This window comes from Sphingobium sp. B2 (assembly GCF_007693735.1).
Lineage (GTDB): Bacteria > Pseudomonadota > Alphaproteobacteria > Sphingomonadales > Sphingomonadaceae > Sphingobium > Sphingobium xenophagum.
Window position 1 is genome coordinate 2646977 of the sequence record NZ_VDBZ01000001.1, and the last position, 18288, is coordinate 2665264.

The window sequence follows — 18288 nt, forward strand, 5'->3', positions numbered from 1 at the left end:
GCAGGAACAGGTCCTACTACAAGACAGGCTCCATGATCCGTCCGTTGATCCTCGCCATTGCCGCCCTGACACTCACCGGAACGGCACACGCTGCGCCGCGGCGGATCGTGTCGCTCAACGTGTGCGCCGATCAATATCTGATCGCGCTGGCCGACAAGGGCCAGATCGCGGCGCTCAGCAGCAATGCGCTCGACCCCGAATTGTCGGCGGCGGCGGAAAAGGCGCGCGGGTATCGTACGCTGCGCCGCGCTTCGGAAGAGGTGCTCGCGATCCGCCCCGATTTGATCCTGGGCTATCCGATCGGGCCGAACATGGTCGCCGGAGCGCCGCCGGGCCAATGGACCACATTGGGCCTGGCCAGTGCGGACAATTATGGCGCGATTAAGGACCAGATACGGCAGGTCGCGCGCGCGGTCGGCCATGTCGACCGGGGCGAAAAGCTGATTGCGCAGATGAACCGCGATCTGGCAGCACTGCCGAAAGCGAAGCGCGGCGGCGTTGCCGCCTATTATCAGCGGCGCGGCTATATGACCGGCACAGGCACGCTGGTCGATGACCTGATGCATCGGGTCGGGCTGACCAATCTGGCAGCAAAACTCGGCAAGCCTGCGCTGGCGCAGGTGCCGCTGGAGGCGATGGTCGCGGCGCGGCCCGACTGGCTGATCGTGGAAAGCGGCAGCGAAGCGGTGGTCGATCAGGGGACCGAAATGCTCCAGCATCCGGCGATCAAATCCATCCCGCGCATCAGCCTGCCGCAAAGCTGGACCGTGTGCGGCGGCCCGGCCTATGTGCAGGCGGCGCGGGCCATCGTGGCGCAACTTGGGGCGCCACGCAGCAAAAGCACGGCGCGTCAGAACGCGCCAAGGTGAAGGGACGAGCAGCGCGCCCGTCCCCCCTTGTGCCATATCAGAAGCGGACACGCACGCCGCCAAAGGCGGAGCGGCCATAGACGCCATAGCCATAGGCCGTGGCGTAGGCTTCATCGAACAGATTGTCGATCCGGCCATAGACTTCCAGATGCTCGCCCAGCGGCAGCGAAGCCCGCAGGCCGACAAGCGCATAGCCGTCCAGACGGCGGGTGTTGGCGGCATTGTCGAAACTGTCGCCTACCATCGTCACTGTCGCCCCGGTCGACAGGCCGAACGACCAGACATAGTCGCTCGAAACGCTGATCGCATTGGCCGCGCGGCGCGGCAGGCGGTTGCCGTCCGTGATCCCGCCCGACCGGTCGCGCGCATCGACATAGCTGTAGCTGCCCGTCACGGTCAGCGCGTCCACCGGCTTCAAGGCAATGCTCGCCTCCACGCCCTTGGCGCGGGTGCGGTCCAGATTGCTGTAGCTGAAGGTCGCATTGTCATAATTGATCTGGTCGGTCGTATCCCGCCGGAACGCCGTGACCGACAGGATCGCCCGGCCACCGTCCAGGCTCTGGTCAAAGCCGATATCATAGCTTTTCGACCGTTCGGGGAGCAGCGCGCTATTGCCGCTGAACATGTCGTACAGCTGATAGAGCGAGGGCGCCTTGAACCCTTCGCCATAGCTCAGGCGGATATTGGTCGCGCCTGCATTGGGCGAATAGTTGGCATTCGCGCCGAACGTGGTCGCGCCGCCAAACTGGCTATGATCGTCATGCCGCACACCGCCCGTGACCGACAGGCCCGTGAAGGGCTTGACGATCGCCAGCGCATAGACGCTGTCGATATTGATCTTTGCCGACGACGTGCTGCCGAACCCGAAGAAATCATAGTCGGGCCGTTCATGCTCGTAGCCGAATACCAGCTTGGCCTGATCGACCGGGGCATAGACGCCTTCATATTCAAAGCGCAGGTTGGTGCCGGAATAGCCATAATCCGGGTCGGTGCCGCGCACGAAATAATAGTCGCGGTCGTTGCGCAGATAGGTGACGGCTGCGCGGTTCGTCAGCTTGCCATCCAGCAAAGCCAGGTTGAGGCCCGCATAGCCCACATATTGGTCCAGCTTGCTCACATCGCTGCTGTCGGCCGGTGCGCCAAAGAAGCTGTCATAGTCGAGATCGGCATGGATGTAATAGCCACGTAGATCGAGGCTCAACGCATCGCTGAACGCCAGTTTGAGCCGCGCGTTGGTGGCGATATTTTCATAGCCGTCCTTTTCCGTGCCGCCCACCGCAGATGAGATGCCGTCCGTGCGGAAATAGGCCGCGCCCACACCGCCCGACGCGATGCCGCTGGAGCCGGACACGTCCGCCTTGGCATTGACCGTATCGCTATAGCCATAATCGACCGAGGCGTTCGCGCCGAAGCCGTCCACCGGCACGCCGGTCATGATGTTGACCACGCCGCCGATCGCCTGGCTGCCATAGACGACCGAGTTGGAGCCGCGCAGCACTTCGATCCGCTTGATATTGCCGGTCAGCAAATGGCCGAAATCATACCCATCGCCGATGCCGCTGGGGTCATTGACCTTCACCCCGTCGATCAGCACCAGAGTCTGCGTCGTTTCCGCGCCGCGCAGCGATACGCCGGTCACTCCGCCGGTGGACCCGTTACGGTTGAAACGAACGCCCGGCGTCGTCGCCAGCAGATCGACCACATCGACCGCCTGCCGCGTCTGGATGGTCTGCGCGTCGATGACGGTGATCGCCTGCCCCACTTCGTCGCGCGACTGTTCGATGCCCGATGCGGTGACGATGATGTCGTCGTCCTGCGCCAGAGCGGGCGTTGCCGCCAGCAGCGCAATGAGAGAAATCCCTGTTTTTACCATGATATATGCCCTGCGCGTCCCATGCGACTTCAAGGCCAGGGCGTCCGCGCACGCGGTCGCGCCATGATGCGGGATGACGCCAGCCCCCGCCGCACGGCACGATGCGGCCCCGGCCGCACAGCGTCGCTCGACGGAAAACCACCGTGCCATGACCAATCCCCTGGATCAGGGCAAGAGCGACCAGACGCCGGCAGGTCTCCTGGCTCACGGGTCAGGGCAATGATGCACGAACCTTCCCAGACAGTGGCGTCCAGTGGCCGGGTCTTGCGACCCTTATGCATCATGCTCACCGCTTACAGTTGCAGGGACAGCTGCGGAATAGGGCGCTTCCACGCCCGCACCGCATTCCCATTTTCAGCCCCTTGCGGGACACCGGCGCGATCTAGCTGCAAGAAAGGCGAGCCCCCCTCACGCGACGCGCTCTAGGGCAAAGGCGCGGCATTGCCAAGCGGCTGTTTCGCTACGTCAGCGGGGCGTTGCCCCGGTGCAACATCGCGTCGCGTCGCGCCAGCACGACCAGCGGCAGTCCCGCCGCCGCCGCGCGCTCCGCCGCCAGCCTTGTGGGGGCGGAAATCGTCACCAGAAGCGGGCATTGGCTCAGCACCGCTTTTTCCACCAGTTCATAGGAACAGCGTGACGACAGCAGCGCAAAGCCCTCGTCCCAGCCCGCGCCCGCGCGCTTCATGGCGCCGATCAGCTTGTCGAACGCATTGTGCCGCCCGACATCCTCCCGCGCCAGACGGATCGCCCCGTCCGCGCCGACCCAGGCGGCGGCATGGGCCGCGCCGGTCGCGGCATTGAGCGGTTGATGCGCCGCCAGCCCATCAAGCGCGCGAAAGATCGCGGCGCGGTCGGCGCGCGATCGCGTCGTCACTGGCGGCAGGGGCCGAATCGCCTGCTCCAGATTTTCGATCCCGCACAGGCCGCACGATGAATCGGACGCGCGGTGCCGTACCCGGTCCAGCAGCAAATCGGTCCGCGAAGGCGGCAGAGTCGCGCGCGCCACGATGCCCTGATCGGTATCATGGGTATCGACGTCGAACGGCGCATCGTCCGGCCTGATCAGCCGTTCCGCCAGCGCAAAACCCAGCACCAGATCGGTCAGATCAGTGGGCGTCGCCATCAGCACCGCATAGCCGATGCCGTTGAATTCGATCGCGACCGGCACTTCATCGGCCAGCACCCGTTCGACCGCTTCGCCCTGCCCATCGCGGGCCAGACGGATGAAGGTCAGCGCGTCGCCGCCCTGCTTCAAGCGCTGATCCGGCGCACGGCCTGCGCCGCGATCGGCGACAGGGCGTCGGGCTGCTCCGCCGCCAGCGCCACGATCCGCGCACGCATAAGCGGGTCCCAGAAGCTGGCGATATGGCTGGCGGTGGACGCAACCGCCTCCGCATCGCCCTGCGCCGCCAGATTGCGCGCGATCTGGTTGGCCATGTAGATCAGCCGGTCGGCGGTGGACATGACGTCATTTTCGTCGCTCATCGGGCCGATCCTATTCCGCCGCTTCCAACGGCGCAATGCGGCGGCTCATCCTGGCCTGATCGGCATAGTCGAGTTGCCAGTCGCTGGGGCCGTTGGATGGCATCACCTGCACCGCCGTCACCTTATATTCCGGGCAGTTGGTCGCCCAGTCGCTATAGTCGGTGGTGATGACATTGGCCTGGGTTTCGGGGTGGTGGAAGGTCGTATAAACCACGCCCGGCGCTACCCGCTCGGTCACTTGCGCGCGCAGCGTGGTTTCCCCCGCACGGCTTTTCAGGGCAACCCAGTCGCCTTCCTTGATCCCGCGATTTTCCGCATCGGACGGATGGATTTCCAGCCGGTCCTCCGGGTGCCAGGCGGTGTTTGCCGTCCGCCGCGTCTGCGCGCCGACATTATAGTGGGACAGGATGCGCCCGGTCGTCAGCAACAGCGGGAAGCGCGGGCCGGTCTTTTCGTCCGTCGGCACATAGTCGGTGACGACGAACTTGCCCTTCCCCCGCACGAAACCGTCGATATGCATGGTCGGCGTACCATCGGGCGCAGCGTCATTGGCGGGCCATTGCAGCGATCCTTCCGCCTCCAGCCGGTCATAATGGACGCCCGCAAAGGTCGGGGTGAGCGCGGCGATCTCGTCCATGATCTGCGCGGGGTGATCATAGGTCCACTGGAGGCCCATGGCGTTGGCGACCAGTTGCACAATTTCCCAGTCGGCATAGCCATTGAGCGGGGCCATCACCTTGCGCACCCGCTGGATGCGGCGTTCGGCGTTGGTGAAGGTGCCGTCCTTTTCTAGGAAGGTCGATCCCGGCAGGAAGACATGGGCGTAATTGGCGGTTTCGTTGAGGAACAGGTCCTGCACCACGACGCACTCCATCGCTGCAAGCCCCGCCGCGACATGATGGGTGTTGGGATCGGATTGAAGAATATCCTCGCCCTGCACGAACAGCCCCTTGAACGTCCCGTCGGTCGCGGCGTCCAGCATGTTGGGAATGCGCAGCCCCGGCTCGGCGTCCAGGCTGACGCCCCATGAGCGTTCGAACAACTGCCGCGTCGCCGTGTCGGACACATGGCGATAGCCGGAAAATTCATGCGGGAAGCTGCCCATGTCGCAGGCGCCCTGCACATTATTCTGCCCCCGCAGCGGGTTCACGCCCACGCCTTCGCGCCCGACATTGCCGGTCGCCATAGCGAGGTTGGCGATGGCCATCACGGTCGAGCTGCCTTGGCTGTGTTCGGTCACGCCCAGGCCATAATAGATCGCGCCATTGCCGCCTGTGGCATAGAGCCGGGCGGCAGCGCGTACCTCGTCCGCCTTCACGCCGGTCAGCGGTTCGATCGCTTCGGGCGAACGGGCGGGTTGGGAGACGAAATCGGCCCAGTCGGCAAACTCATCCCAGTCGCACCGTTCGCGGATGAAGGCTTCGTCATAGAGCTTCTCCGTGACGATGACATGCGCCATCGCGGTCAGCATCGCGACATTGGTGCCGGGGCGCAGGGGCAGATGATGATCCGCCTCGATATGGGGGGATTTGACCAGATCGGTGCGGCGCGGGTCCATGACGATCAGCTTGGCCCCCTGCCGCAAGCGGCGTTTCATCCGGCTGGCGAACACGGGATGGCCGTCGGTCGGGTTCGCGCCGATGACCAAAATGACGTCCGACTGCATCACGCTGTCGAAATCCTGCGTACCCGCCGACGTGCCGAAGGTCTGGCTCAGCCCATAGCCGGTCGGCGAGTGGCAGACGCGGGCGCAGGTATCGACATTATTATTGCCAAAACCCTGGCGGATCAGCTTCTGGACAAGGAAGGTTTCCTCATTGGTGCAGCGGCTGGACGTGATGCCGCCGATGGAGCGGGTGCCATATTTCGCCTGGATGCGGCGGAATTCGCTGGCCGTATGGGCGATCGCCTCGTCCCACGACACTTCGCGCCATGGCTCGTCGATGCTGGCGCGGATCATCGGGTTCAGGATTCGGTCCTGATGCTGGGCATAGCCCCAGGCGAAGCGACCCTTGACGCAGCTATGGCCGCGATTGGCCTTGCCGTCCTTCCACGGCACCATGCGCACCAGTTCCTCGCCCCGCATTTCCGCGCGGAAGGTGCAGCCCACACCGCAATAGGCGCAGGTGGTGACGACGGCGCGGTCGGGGGTGCCAACTTCGACGACCTTCTTTTCGATCAGCGATGCGGTGGGACAGGCCTGCACGCAGGCGCCACAGGACACGCATTCGGATCCCAGAAATCCCTCGCCCTGCGACGCGGAAACCTTGGAATCGAATCCCATCCCCTCGATCGTCAGCGCGAACGTCCCCTGCACCTCGTCGCAGGCGCGCACGCAGCGCGAACAGACGATGCACTTGCTGGGATCGAAATCGAAATAGGGGTTAGACTGGTCCTTCGCCTGCCCCATATTGGTCGCGCCATCATAGCCATAGCGCACGTCGCGCAGGCCAACCGCGCCAGCCTGATCCTGCAATTCGCAGTCCCCGTTCGCGCCGCAGGTGAGGCAGTCGAGCGGATGGTCGGAGATATACAGTTCCATCACCCCGCGCCGCAACTGCTTGAGGCGGTCGGTCTGGGTACGGACCACCATGCCTTCGGCCACTGGCGTCGTGCAGGACGCGGGATAGCCGTTGCGGCCCTCCACCTCCACCAGGCACAGGCGACACGAACCAAAGCTTTCGACGCTGTCAGTGGCGCACAGCTTGGGAATGGAGCCACCCAGCAGCGACGCCGCGCGCATGATGCTGGTGCCTTCGGGCAGGGTGACAGACTGCCCGTCGATGGTCAGCGTGACGGACTTGCCGGTCGCAATCGCAGCGGGCGTGCCATGGTCGGTTTCGCGGGTAAAGGTCATTCCGCAGCCTCCTTCAACGGCGCAGGCGCGCCGAAATCTTCTGGGAAGTAATCGAGCGCGCTCAGCACCGGATAGGGGGTGAAGCCCCCCAGCGCACAGAGCGAGCCATATTTCATCGTATCGCACAGATCGCGCAGCAGCGTGGTTTGCGCGTCGAGCGATGTGTCGATACGGCTGGGGGAACGGGAGTAGAGGGCTTTGCCCAGAACGCCGTGCTCCTGCGAAGGCAGGAGCCCAGGGTCAGGTTGCGCTGCGGCTGCGGGAGCACGCCCCGCCATGATCCGGTCGACAATCTCCACCCCGCGCGTCGATCCGATCCGGCAGGGCGTGCATTTGCCGCAGCTTTCCGCCGCGCAGAATTCCATCGCGAAACGCGCCATATGCGCCATGTCCACGCTGTCGTCGAACACCGTGATCCCGGCATGGCCGATCAGGCCGCCAGCCGCCGCAAAGGCTTCATAGTCGAAGGGCAGATGGAACATGGATGGCGGGAAATAGGCGCCCAGCGGCCCGCCCACCTGCACCGCGCGTACGGGCCGCCCGCTGGCCGTGCCGCCGCCGACATCGTTCACCAGTTCGCCCAGCGTGATGCCAAAGCCGATCTCATACAGGCCACCATGGCGCACATTGCCCGCCAGTTGCACCGGCATCGTACCGCGCGACCTGCCAAAGCCGACGGCGGCATAGGCCTCCGCCCCTTCCGCCAGAATGAACGGCACGGCCGCCAGGCTCAACACATTGTTGATGACCGTCGGCTGGCCGAACAGACCTTTGAGCGCAGGCAGAGGCGGCTTGGCCCGCACCTGTCCGCGCTTGCCCTCGATGCTGTCGAGCAGCGCGGTTTCCTCGCCGCAGACATAGGCGCCCGCCCCTTCGCGCACTTCCAGCGTGAAGGGCGCGATCAGATGGGCGGCATGCTCGATCGCCAGTCGCATCGTGGCGATGGCGAAGGGATATTCGGAACGGATATAGATATAGCCATGGCGCGCGCCCACGGCATGGGCCGCAATCGCCATGCCCTCGATCAGGCAATAGGGGTCGCCCTCCATCAACATACGGTCGGCAAAGGTGCCGCTATCGCCTTCGTCGGCGTTGCAGACGATATATTTGTCGCCCGCAGGCGCATCCAGCACCGTCTGCCACTTGATGCCGGTCGGGAACCCCGCCCCGCCGCGCCCGCGCAGGCCCGACGCCTTGACCGCATCGACCACGGCCTGGGGCGTCATTGCGCGCGCCGCCTCCAGCCCCTTCCATCCGTCCTGCGCCGCATATTCGGTCAGGTTGACCGGATCGATCAAGCCGCACCGGGCGAAGGTGAAGCGCTGCTGTCCCGCAAAGAATGGATGCTGGTCGACCGGCCCCAGCCGGTTGGCGTGGCTGCCATCCAGCACCGCCGCTACATCCCCCGGCCCGACCGGACCATAGCCGATCCGGCCTTGCGCCGTTTCCACCTCGACCAGCGGTTCGATGCTGAACAGCCCGCGCGATCCGGTGCGGATCACCTCGCACCCCGCATCGGCAAAGGCCTGCGCGACAGCGTCCGCGCCCAGCGCCACCGACGCCATGTCGCGGCTCACATAGATTTTCATGCCGCCACCTCCGCCGCGATCCGGTCCAGCGCCGCACCGTCGATCCGCGCGACCGGGCGACCATCGACCAGCGCGTTCGGCCCGACCGCGCACAGGCCCAGGCAATAGACCGGCTCCAGACTGATCGCGCCATCGCCGCGCGTCTCCCCCATCGCCACGCCCAGCCGCTGCGCCGCCGCCGCCTCGATCGCCGCGCCGCCCCGCGCCTGGCAGCTTTCGGCCCGGCACAGTTTCACGACATGGCGGCCCGCAGGCGTCCGGCGGAAATCATGGTAGAAGGTGACGACGCCATGCACATCGGCGCGCGACAGGTTCAGCGCGCGGGCGATGACCGGCACGACAGTGTCCGCGACATAGCCAGCCTCTTCCTGCACCGCATGCAGTAGCGGCAGCAACTGGTCGCGGGTTGCGCCATGACGCGCAGTCCAGCCTTCGATAAACTCTTCCATCCCGATACCCTGCCTTATGGCTCAGCTTTTGCCGCGATTGTGCGGCGGGAAGGCGCGCCGGTCAAATCGAAGCCAGCGATGCTTGATAGAGTTTATCTATCAAATGGAGCCAAAGCCGGGCGGCAGGCGCAACCCGCGCGCCACCGCCAGCACCGCCTGCGCCAATGGCCCCATCGGCGCGCTGTCCGACACGATCACGCCCACCCGGCTGCCCTCCCCCATGTCCGGCAGCGCCGCGGTGCGCGCCCAGCGCAGCCCGTCCAGCAAGGCGGCATGGCTGTCGGGGATGATCGAACAGAGCCGTCCCTGCTGCACCAGCCCCAGCAGCGCGACATAGGAGTCGGCGGTCACCAGGGGCCGCAGCGCCAGCCCGCGCTCGGCCAGCCGCGCGTCCAGTATCCGCCGGTTCTGCATTCCCTGATGCAACAGGCAGAGCGGCAGGCTGGCCAGGTCCGCCCAGTCGAGGACCGCCGGGATCGGCACGCCATGCGCCGCGCTCACCAGCATCGCCCGTTCGGCATAAAGCGGCACCGACAGGGCATGGGCGGGCGGCTCGAAATCCAGATAGGTGATGCCCGCATCCAGCTCGAACGCGGCCAGTTCGCGCTCGATCTGGCGCGACGTCAGCGCGCGGACGGAGATATTCAGCCCCGGATGCCGGTCCAGCATCGCGGTTGCCAGACAACCGATCGCCGGCATGGCGGCGGGAATCGCGCCCAGCCGCAGTTCGCCCTTCAACGGCCCGCGTGCGGTTTCCGCCGCCTGCCCCAGCGCTTCGGCGGCTGCCACCAACTGCCGCGCCCATGGCAATATCGCCTCGCCCTCCGGCGTCAGCCCGGCATATTTGCGGTCGCGCCGGATCAGCCGCTTGCCCAATTGCGTCTCCAGCGTCGCGATCCCCGCAGACAGCGTGGGTTGCGACACATGGCATAGCGCCGCCGCCCGGCCGAAATGGCCTTCGCGCTCCAGCGCCAGGAAATATTCGACAAGGCGGGTCTGCATCTCTTTGCTATAGGGCTGATAGAGCGGCGCTATCAAGGAAGCATCATGGCGGCACGGCGGATATTGGGGGCGGTGCTGGCGGGGGGGCGCTCCAGCCGCTTTGGCAGCGACAAGGCGCTGGCGGTGATGCCGGACGGGCGGACCCTGCTGGACCATGCGATCGCGGGGCTGGCCCCCCATGTCGAAAAAGTGGTGATTTGCGGTCGCGCAGGCTGTCTGGCGGATCGGCCCGCGCCCGACATGGGACCGCTCGGCGGCCTCAACGCAGCGCTGCATCACGCGCAGGCCCATGGGTTTGCCGGGATATTGACGACAGGGTGCGACATGCCGGTCTATCCTGCGGACCTGCCCGCCCGGCTGATCGGTGAACAGGCCGCGATACTGGAGGGCCAGCAACTGCTTGGCTGGTGGCCGGCATCGCTCGCCAACGCATTGGACGCGCATCTGGCGGAGGCGAATAATCGCTCCATCTACGGCTGGCTCGACCGCATCGGCGCGCGGGCGGTGACGATGCCGGGGCTGGCACTGCCCAATATCAACCGGCCGGAGGATCTGGCGGCGCTGTAAACCAGGTCAGTGCGCGGCGGACGTGTCCACATTGGGGCGGGGACGGGGCGCCAGCCAGACCATCGCCGACGCGAAGAACAGGATCAGGGCCGATATGAAGAATATATGATCCACCGAAATGGCCGTCGCTTCCTGATCGACGATGTTCGAAATCACCTGCCGCGCCTGGTCGGTCGACATGCCGATATTCGCCAGGGCCGCCTGCGTATCGGCGGGCTGGAGGGTACCCGCCAGTTCACTGCGCGACACGCGCTGACCATTGCCCCAGCCGGTCAGCACCAGCGACGTGGCGATCGCCAGCGCCATGGTGCGCAGGAAATTCTGAAGCCCGGCAGCAGAAGCGGTCTCTTCGGGCCGCACCGACCCCAATGTCAGCGTGGTCAGCGGAATCATGAAGAAGGGCATGGCAAACCCCTGAATGAACTGCGGCGCAGCCATCATCCAGAAATCGACGCTACTGGTCCAGTGCGCGCGCCACAGCGTCATCAGGCCCAGCCACAACACGGCTCCCGAAATCATGAAGCGCGGATCGACCCCCCGGCCCATGATCCTGGCGGCGAACGGCGCACTCATCAATGCGGCCATGGCCGTGAAGGCCGTGACGATCCCCGCCCATGTCGCGGTATAGCCCCTGGCGGACTGAAGCCATTGCGGGATGATGACGATGCCGGAAAAATAGGCACCATAGCATAGCGCCAGCGACAATACCCCGGTGGTGAAGCCGACATGGCGGAACACGCGCAGATCGACGATCGGATGCTCTTCCGTCAATTCCCAGATGATAAAGACCAGAAAGCCGATCAGCGAGAGAATCGCCAGGCTCAAGATCAGCGGATCGGCAAACCAGTCATGGTCCCGGCCAAGGTCCAGCATGACCTGAAGGCAGCCGATCCAGAAAACCAGCAAGGCCAGCCCGATCTTGTCGATCGGCACCCGCGCCGTTTCCGTTTCGACCGGACGCAGCAGCGCCATCGCCGCAAATACGCACAGAATGGCGATCGGCAGGTTGATGAAGAAGATCCAGTGCCAGCTCCAATTGTCGCTGATATAGCCGCCGATAATCGGCCCCATCGCCGGACCCAGCAGCGTCGTCATCGCCCATAGACCCATCGCCCGCGCACGCCGTTCGGGCGGAAAGACGCGCAGCATCAGCGTTTGCGACATGGGCATGATCGGGCCACCGCACAGCCCCTGGCCAATGCGGCAGACCACGATCATGCTGAGTGACATCGACAGGCCGCACAGCACCGAAAACAGGCCAAAGCCGATCATCGCGCTGATGAACATCTTGACGACGCCAAAGCGCTGCGCCAGCCAGCCTGTCAGCGGCACGCAAATCGCTTCGGCGACCGCGTAGGATGTGATGATCCACGTCCCCTGATCGGGCGTGATGCCCAGATTGCCCGAAATATGCGGCACGGAAACATTGGCGATGGTCAGGTCCAGCACGACCATGAAATTGCTGAGCGCCAGCACCATCCCCGCCAATGTGCGCTGTCGCGGCGTCAGCCGGGAAAAAATATTTGCCTCGCCGCTCACGACCCGGCCTTTCAGTGACCGGAAAGGTCGATATCGACCTCCGTGGAAAGGCCGACGCGCAACGGGTGGGCCGCCAGTTCCTTGGGGTCGAGCGCAATACGGACCGGCAGGCGCTGGACCACCTTGATCCAGTTGCCGGTCGCATTTTGCGCCGGGATCAGCGACAGCGACGATCCGGTGCCACCGGAAAAGCCCACGACCTTGCCATGATAGACGACGTCGCCGCCGTAAATGTCGGCAACGACCGTGGCGGGCATGCCGACCTTCACCTGGCGCAGCTGCCGTTCCTTGAAGTTCGCGTCGACATAAACCTGCGCCAGCGGCACGATCGTCATGATCGGGCTGCCCTGCGCGACGCGCTGTCCTACCTGCACCTGCCGCTTGGTGATGACGCCGTCGATCGGCGCGCGGATGACCGTGCGGTCCAGGTCCAGCTTCGCCGCATCCAGCTTGGCCTGCGCGACCATGACGCCCGGATCGGTATCGACGCTCGACCCGCTGACCAGCGCGTCATTGGCGGCCAGCTGGCCGCTTGCCGCGCTGCGCGTCGCCTGCGCCGTGTTCACGCCTGCCTGCGCCAGTTCCAGCGCAGCGCGCGCGGCGGCATAGGCGGTGCGCGCGCTGGTCACTTCGTCACCCGACACCGCACCGTCGCCCACCAGCGCCTCGCGCCGCTGCAGGTCAATCCGCGCCTTTTCGACATTGGCCTGCGCTGTCGCCAGCTGCGCGCGCGCCTGCACGATGTCCGCGCCGCGCGCGTCGACCTGCGCCGCCAGCGCGCTGCTGGTCGCGCTGCTCTGGCGGAAGCGGCGCCGCGCTTCGGCCAGATCGGCCTGCGCCTGCGCAAGGGCGATGCGCGCATTGGTCGGGTCCAGCCGCACCAGCACGTCGCCCCGCTTCACCGCCTGGGTGTCGCTGACCAGCACCTGCGTCACCTGCGCGGAAATCAGCGGCGTCACCTGCGCCATTTCGGCATTCACATAGGCATTGTCGGTGCTGACATGATTGCGGCCGATCAGCAGATACCAGGCCGCCCACAACAGGCCCAGCACCACGACTGCCAGCGCCAGACGGGTCAGCCACAGCTTGCGCACAGCGGCACGATCCGCCTTTTTCGTGTCATCCGGCGCAGTGGCATCCGAAGCCTCTGAGGTAGAAAATTCAGGGGTGGCATCAGCCATGCGCAGCATCCTTGGGCAGTGTAGCGCTGTCGGCAAAACCGCCGCCCAGCGCACGGATCAGGGCAATATCGAGCGAAAAGGCGCTGGCTTCCAACGCAGAAACGGACCGGCGCGCGGCGATCAGCTGATCTTCGACATTCAGCACGTCAAGATAGGTGGACAGGCCACCATCATAGCGTTTGCGCGCCACGCCATAGGCGTCCTGCAACGCCGCCAGCGCCGCGCGCGCATCCACCAGCCGATCGTCGAGCGTGCGGCGGCTGGTCAGCGCATCGGCAACGTCGCGATAGGCGGCCAGCACCGTCTTGTCATAATTGGCCACCGCTTCATCATAACCGGCGCGCGCGCCGCGATACTGGCCCTGCAATGCACCGCCGTGGAAAATCGGCAGGCTGATCGCCGGACCGGCATTGCCGAACAGCGAATCCTTTTCGAACAGCCGGTTGTAGAAGGGCTTGGCCGATCCATTGACGCCGGTGCCGGTAAACATCGTGTCATAGCCCAGCGCCTGGACCCCGATCAGCGCGCTGAGGCGCACGGCCGGATAGAAATCGGCGCGGGCGACCTTGACCTGCTTGGCTGCCGCTTCCGTGCGGGCGAGCGCGGCGGCGATGTCCGGGCGGCGGGCGACCAGATTGGTGGTAACGTCCGCGGGCAGCCCGACCGGCATCAACCGGCCCTTGGGCGGACGGGTGATCGCCAGCCCGCGATCCGGCCCGGCCCCGACCAGCGCCGCAATCTGATGCTGGCGCAGCGCAATCGCCACGCGCGCCCCAGCCAGTTGCGCGCGCGCCGCTGCAACCGTCGCGTCCGACTGGCGCACGTTGCCGCGCGTTTCCAGCCCGTTCTGGCGGCGATCGGCAACCAGCTTCTGGCTGGCGGTCCGGATGTCCAGCGTGCGCTGTTGCAGTTCGGCTTCGTCATACAGCCGCGCCAGATCGGCATAGGCGTCGGCGATGCCCGTCGTCAGCGCCAGCCGCGCCTGTTGCGCGTCCAGTTGCGCCGCGCGGGCCTGTGACGTCGCCGCTGCCAGCGCGGCCTTGTTCCGACCCCAAAGGTCCAGGTCAAAGCCCAGATTGAGCGCCACCTGACCCGTACCGAGCCAGCCCTGCGGAATGAACTCCTTGGGTTGCCCCATATTATAGCTTTGCTTGGTCGTCCCGGCCCTGGCGTCCAGATCCGCCGACGGCAGCAATGTGGCGCCCGCCTGTTGCGCCATGCCCTGCGCCTGCGCGAATCGGGCGGCGGCGATCGCCATGTCGGGCGCGTTGGCCAGCCCTTCCTCGATCAGCGCGGTCAGTTGCGGGTCGCCATAGGCGGTCCACCAGCCTTCGCCCGGCCAGGCGACGTCAGGCGCGTGCAGGCTGTCCTGCGCCGCCACGCTCTGCGCCGTGCGAATCGCCGGGGCGGGGCCAAGATCAGGCACGGCCGCACATGCTGACAGCAGCGACAGGGCCGCCGTCGAAATTATGATGCGTTCGGGGGAAAACAGGCGACTCACCGACATGACAAACCGTACCATCCAGTATGAAAACCGCCATTGCCGCTGTTGCGAGGCCTTGTCAACAAAATTGCCATACTCTATGGTACGGTTTAATGACAGCTGTGGTCAAATCTCCTCCTCCCACGCGAAGGGAAGCGCGCAGGCTGGACCGACGGGACTGTATCCTGACGGTTGCGGAGCGCTATTTCCTGGAACATGGCTATGCCGGAACGACGATGTCGGGCATCGCGGCGGCTCTGGGCGGGTCGAAGGGGACGCTCTGGAATCATTTTCCGTCGAAGGAAGAGTTATTTTCCGCCGTCGTCGATCGGGTCGTGACGGCCTATCGGATGCAACTCTCGCAAATCCTTGATCCCTGCGGCCTGCTGGAACCGACGCTGCTGCGCGCCTGCCGCAGTCTGCTCGACAAGGTCTGCTCCCCCCAAGCCATCGCCCTGCACCGCCTCATTTATTCCGAAGGTGGGCGATTTCCCGAACTCAGCCGGATTTTCTTCGAGCTTGCCCCCCGCCATACCCGCGCGCTCCTCGCCGACTTTCTGGAAGGCGCCATGAATCGCGGCCAGATAAGACGGGCCGATCCAACCGACGCCGCACGCATGCTGATGGCCATGACCATGGGGGGCAGTCATCAGCAATTGCTGATGGGGCAGATGCGCGAGCCACGACCGGAAGCCTTGCAGGCGGATGTCGCCCTGGCGGTCAACCTGTTCATGCGCGCCTATGCCCCTGAAAGCACGGTCGCCACCACCGGGCAGAGCGCATAGCCTTTCCCCTTGATCGTCCGCAGCAACGGCCAGTCAAAGTCCCGGTCGATCTTGGCGCGCAGACGCGACATATGCACTTCCACGCTGTTGGTGCCGGGGTTGAACTCCAGCCCCCATATCGCCCGCAACAGCGCCTCCCGACTGATCGCCTCCCCCGGCCGTCGTGCCAGGTGGAGCAGCAGCGCATATTCGCGGGCCAGCAACGGGATGGCCCGGCCCGCCCGCTCCACCTGCCGGTCGACCAGATGGATCAGCAGGTCGCCCACGCGCAGCCGGGGCTGCTCATCACGGGCAAGCCGGATGATCCGCGCCACCGCTTCGTCTTCATGCATCCAGGGGCCAACCACATCCTGTACGCCGCTCTCCAGCGCACGGGCGCGCGCGGCGGGATCGTCCACGCCCTGCCACAATATCGTCGTGTCGCTGATGCTGACGCGCGGCGGCTCGCTGCCCGGCCCCAACATCGCCAGGTCGAACCCGCGCGCGCTCAGCGCCCGTGCCAGCGGGGCAAAATCACTGCCCAATCCGTGACAATCGACCCGCCTACCCACCTGTCATCCATCCATTGCTGACCAGCCGCATCCGACCGCCGACGCAGTCCGAAAACAAGCCAATCCCTATCCATTTCGGACCATTCGGAGCGCGGCCTCGCTCGCATGCCGGATCAGCGGGCTGCTGCCCCGCGCGCCCGATTCCCAATGGTCGATCCGGGCCGCGCCGTTCATCCCGGCGCCGATCGCGTCCCAGGCGGTCCGCCGCATCGCGTCGACCGGGTGCCGCGCCGCAAAATCCTGCGCCAGGTCGATCGCATTGTCCGTGCCGCATCCGACCGCCAGTTCCAGCAGCAATTGCGCGCTGGCCACGGTCATACATTCGGCGATCGTGCTGCGGGCGGTATCGAACCGATATTGCCGTCGCCAGCCCTGGTCGGGCGCGCTCGCCAATATGTTGAGCGAGACAGAGAGTGAGTCCGGCGGAAGTTGCGCATGAATGTCGCGATTGGCGCGATAGAGCAGCATCCGCCCCTGCGACAAATGGCTGCGCTCGACAAAGCGCAGCGCCACCGCCTCCCCCGCCGCGCCCGCGACATCGCCGTCATAGATATAATAGTCCGACCCATAGCCCGGCCCCAGATAGCCGATGGTCAGGAAATCAAAGCCATGATCGTGCGGCACATGGTACAGGAAGGGGGCCGGGCCGCTCATCCGCATCACATGGTCGCGCTGGGCGGGCCAGAAGGCGGCGCGCAGCACAAATTTGCCCCTGGGTGGACGCAGCAGCATGACCTGCGCCGAATAGGGATTGGCCTGCCGCTGCCCCGCGCAGCGCGTCTTGAGTTCAGCGATCGCAAAATCGGCCAGGAAATGCCGGTTGCGCCCCAGCGCCCGCAGCATGGGCGCGGCAGCCGCCAACCCGTCCTCGTCGGCGGGATCGAAGGCCGGACTTTCGCACCAGTCGATCAGGGCATCCAGGTCGATCATCCGCTCGTCTGGCGCTGGATCGATCAGGCGGGGCACGCCATGTCCCCGATCTGCGTCAGCGTCCGCGCGGCCAGCGCCCGCACTGCAACGTCGCTTTCCCGCTGCGCCATGGCGCGCAAGGCAGGCAGGGCGCTTGCCGTATCCAGCGCCAGATATTCGCGCATCACCGCCCAGCGTTGCGCGGCAAGCGGCATATCCAGCGCCTCGCCAAATTGCGCCGCCGCGTCGGCCCGCCCCTGCGCCCGCAACAGCGACAGCAGCATCAGCGCGCGGGCATGGCCCTCATCCGCCTCCGCCCGCGCCACCAGCGCCCCGGTCGCAAAATCGCATATGCGCGAACGGACCGGCCCTTGCGGCGCGACCTGCGCGCGCAACAGCATCAGCGGCGCTTCGTCCGGCAGAATGCGCAGCGTTTCGCGCCGCTCGTCCACTTCCAATATCTCGCCCATGGCGCAATCCCGCTGCCCGGTCGGCACCGCCCGGTCCGCCTCCAGCCGAAACCCCTCGGCCCGCAGCGCGCGGTTGAGCGGGCGGCACAGCATGTGACGACCGGAAAAATGCACCCGCGATCCTGTTTGCGGCACCGGGTCGATCACCGTCGCTGACAGCCATATCCGCTCCGTCCGCGCCAGCACCAGATGCCGGGCAGCACCGTTGCGGCTCGCGCGAAAGCCCGGCAAATGCAGCGGATCTTCGGCCAACGCCGCGCAGCCTTGCGCCAACAGGTCGGTGAACCAGCCTATGTCACGCAGGAACGGCCGGATCAGCGCCAGCGCACGGCCAGGCGGCGCATCCTGCGCCTCGGCCACTGCCCGCCCCAGCGCCGCCGCCAACGCTGCTGGCGTCACGGCTGGTCGATGATCGCAATCACAATATCCATCAGGCTGATGTCCAGCACGTCGCCATCCTGCAATCCGAACAGGCTGACCTCGCCAGGCAGGTCGGCAATATCGTCAATCGCCAGTTGAGGCACGGTCTGTGGCATCGGCATCCTCTTTCTGCGGGTCGCAGGGGCGACGCTATGGCGCGCGGGAAGGGGGGACCAATTAAATGTAATTAATCGTGGCTACCGCTCATTAACCAATTCTTTGCGCGGCCATCCTATCATGGGGATTGTAGCAAAAGGGT

General features: G+C 65.6%; 17 protein-coding genes and 1 riboswitch. Of the genes, 3 read left to right on the forward strand and 14 right to left on the reverse strand.

The features are described from left to right. Positions 1–32: 32 nt before the first annotated feature. Positions 33–869, forward strand: a complete 837-nt coding sequence (locus FE851_RS12995) for an ABC transporter substrate-binding protein (RefSeq protein ID WP_145202988.1) — start codon at positions 33–35, stop codon at positions 867–869. Between the two features lie 37 nt (positions 870–906). On the opposite strand, the gene FE851_RS13000 is transcribed toward FE851_RS12995, so the two are convergent. The 7 genes from FE851_RS13000 to FE851_RS13030 form a co-directional block, all read right to left on the reverse strand. Continuing rightward, on the reverse strand, positions 907–2742 hold the full coding sequence (locus tag FE851_RS13000; protein WP_145202991.1) for a TonB-dependent receptor plug domain-containing protein: 1836 nt from the start codon (positions 2740–2742) through the stop codon (positions 907–909). Positions 2743–2913: 171 nt separating this feature from the next. Further along, positions 2914–3134: riboswitch (cobalamin riboswitch) on the reverse strand. Positions 3135–3202: 68 nt separating this feature from the next. Next, positions 3203–3997, reverse strand: a complete 795-nt coding sequence (gene fdhD / locus FE851_RS13005) for a formate dehydrogenase accessory sulfurtransferase FdhD (protein WP_145202994.1) — start codon at positions 3995–3997, stop codon at positions 3203–3205. Continuing rightward, positions 3994–4227, reverse strand: coding sequence for a formate dehydrogenase subunit delta (locus tag FE851_RS13010; protein WP_017183867.1), 234 nt, complete (start codon positions 4225–4227; stop codon positions 3994–3996). The genes fdhD and FE851_RS13010 overlap by 4 nt, the downstream gene beginning before the upstream one ends. Before the next feature lie 10 nt (positions 4228–4237). After that, on the reverse strand, positions 4238–7084 hold the full coding sequence (gene fdhF / locus FE851_RS13015; protein WP_145202997.1) for a formate dehydrogenase subunit alpha: 2847 nt from the start codon (positions 7082–7084) through the stop codon (positions 4238–4240). Next, entirely contained in the window at positions 7081–8673 is a 1593-nt protein-coding gene (locus tag FE851_RS13020; RefSeq protein ID WP_145203000.1) for a formate dehydrogenase beta subunit, read from the reverse strand. Before FE851_RS13020 ends, fdhF begins: the two co-directional genes overlap by 4 nt. Then, positions 8670–9122: a formate dehydrogenase subunit gamma gene (locus FE851_RS13025; protein WP_017183864.1), complete on the reverse strand. Its 453-nt coding sequence runs from the start codon at positions 9120–9122 to the stop codon at positions 8670–8672. Before FE851_RS13025 ends, FE851_RS13020 begins: the two co-directional genes overlap by 4 nt. A 99-nt stretch (positions 9123–9221) precedes the next feature. Continuing rightward, positions 9222–10124, reverse strand: coding sequence for a LysR family transcriptional regulator (locus FE851_RS13030; RefSeq protein WP_026149682.1), 903 nt, complete (start codon positions 10122–10124; stop codon positions 9222–9224). A 45-nt stretch (positions 10125–10169) separates the two neighbouring features. Here FE851_RS13030 and FE851_RS13035 point away from each other — a divergent pair, with 45 nt between their 5' ends. Then, positions 10170–10691, forward strand: a complete 522-nt coding sequence (locus tag FE851_RS13035) for a molybdenum cofactor guanylyltransferase (RefSeq protein ID WP_145203003.1) — start codon at positions 10170–10172, stop codon at positions 10689–10691. A 6-nt stretch (positions 10692–10697) separates the two neighbouring features. Here the strand turns inward: FE851_RS13035 and FE851_RS13040 are convergent, their stop codons facing one another. Genes FE851_RS13040 through FE851_RS13050 form a run of 3 tightly spaced genes read right to left on the reverse strand, consistent with a single transcriptional unit; the run spans position 10698 to position 14918 of the window. Continuing rightward, the gene (locus tag FE851_RS13040) at positions 10698–12230 is read right to left on the reverse strand and encodes a DHA2 family efflux MFS transporter permease subunit (RefSeq protein WP_186378814.1); all 1533 of its coding nucleotides are present in this window, start codon (positions 12228–12230) and stop codon (positions 10698–10700) included. A gap of 11 nt (positions 12231–12241) precedes the next feature. After that, positions 12242–13411, reverse strand: coding sequence for an EmrA/EmrK family multidrug efflux transporter periplasmic adaptor subunit (locus tag FE851_RS13045; RefSeq protein ID WP_026149683.1), 1170 nt, complete (start codon positions 13409–13411; stop codon positions 12242–12244). Further along, complete coding sequence (locus FE851_RS13050; RefSeq protein WP_145203006.1) at positions 13404–14918, reverse strand: efflux transporter outer membrane subunit; 1515 nt, start codon at positions 14916–14918, stop codon at positions 13404–13406. The genes FE851_RS13045 and FE851_RS13050 overlap by 8 nt, the downstream gene beginning before the upstream one ends. An 89-nt stretch (positions 14919–15007) precedes the next feature. Between FE851_RS13050 and FE851_RS13055 the strand changes: the two genes are divergently transcribed. Then, positions 15008–15679 carry a TetR/AcrR family transcriptional regulator gene (locus tag FE851_RS13055; protein ID WP_145203009.1) on the forward strand — a complete coding sequence of 224 codons (672 nt, stop codon included), beginning with the start codon at positions 15008–15010 and terminating at the stop codon, positions 15677–15679. Here FE851_RS13055 and FE851_RS13060 read toward each other — a convergent pair. From FE851_RS13060 to FE851_RS26155, 4 genes are all read right to left on the reverse strand, one after another. Beyond that, positions 15634–16230, reverse strand: coding sequence for a winged helix-turn-helix domain-containing protein (locus FE851_RS13060; protein WP_261370925.1), 597 nt, complete (start codon positions 16228–16230; stop codon positions 15634–15636). The genes FE851_RS13055 and FE851_RS13060 overlap by 46 nt on opposite strands. Positions 16231–16296: 66 nt before the next feature. Beyond that, a complete protein-coding gene (locus tag FE851_RS13065; RefSeq protein ID WP_145203012.1) occupies positions 16297–17196 on the reverse strand; it encodes a transposase in 900 nt (299 codons plus the stop codon). Further along, positions 17184–18008 (reverse strand): hypothetical protein, encoded by an 825-nt coding sequence (locus FE851_RS13070; RefSeq protein WP_261370926.1) that lies wholly within the window; start codon positions 18006–18008, stop codon positions 17184–17186. The genes FE851_RS13065 and FE851_RS13070 overlap by 13 nt, the downstream gene beginning before the upstream one ends. After that, positions 18005–18145: a hypothetical protein gene (locus tag FE851_RS26155; protein ID WP_017183854.1), complete on the reverse strand. Its 141-nt coding sequence runs from the start codon at positions 18143–18145 to the stop codon at positions 18005–18007. Before FE851_RS26155 ends, FE851_RS13070 begins: the two co-directional genes overlap by 4 nt. Positions 18146–18288 lie beyond the last annotated feature (143 nt).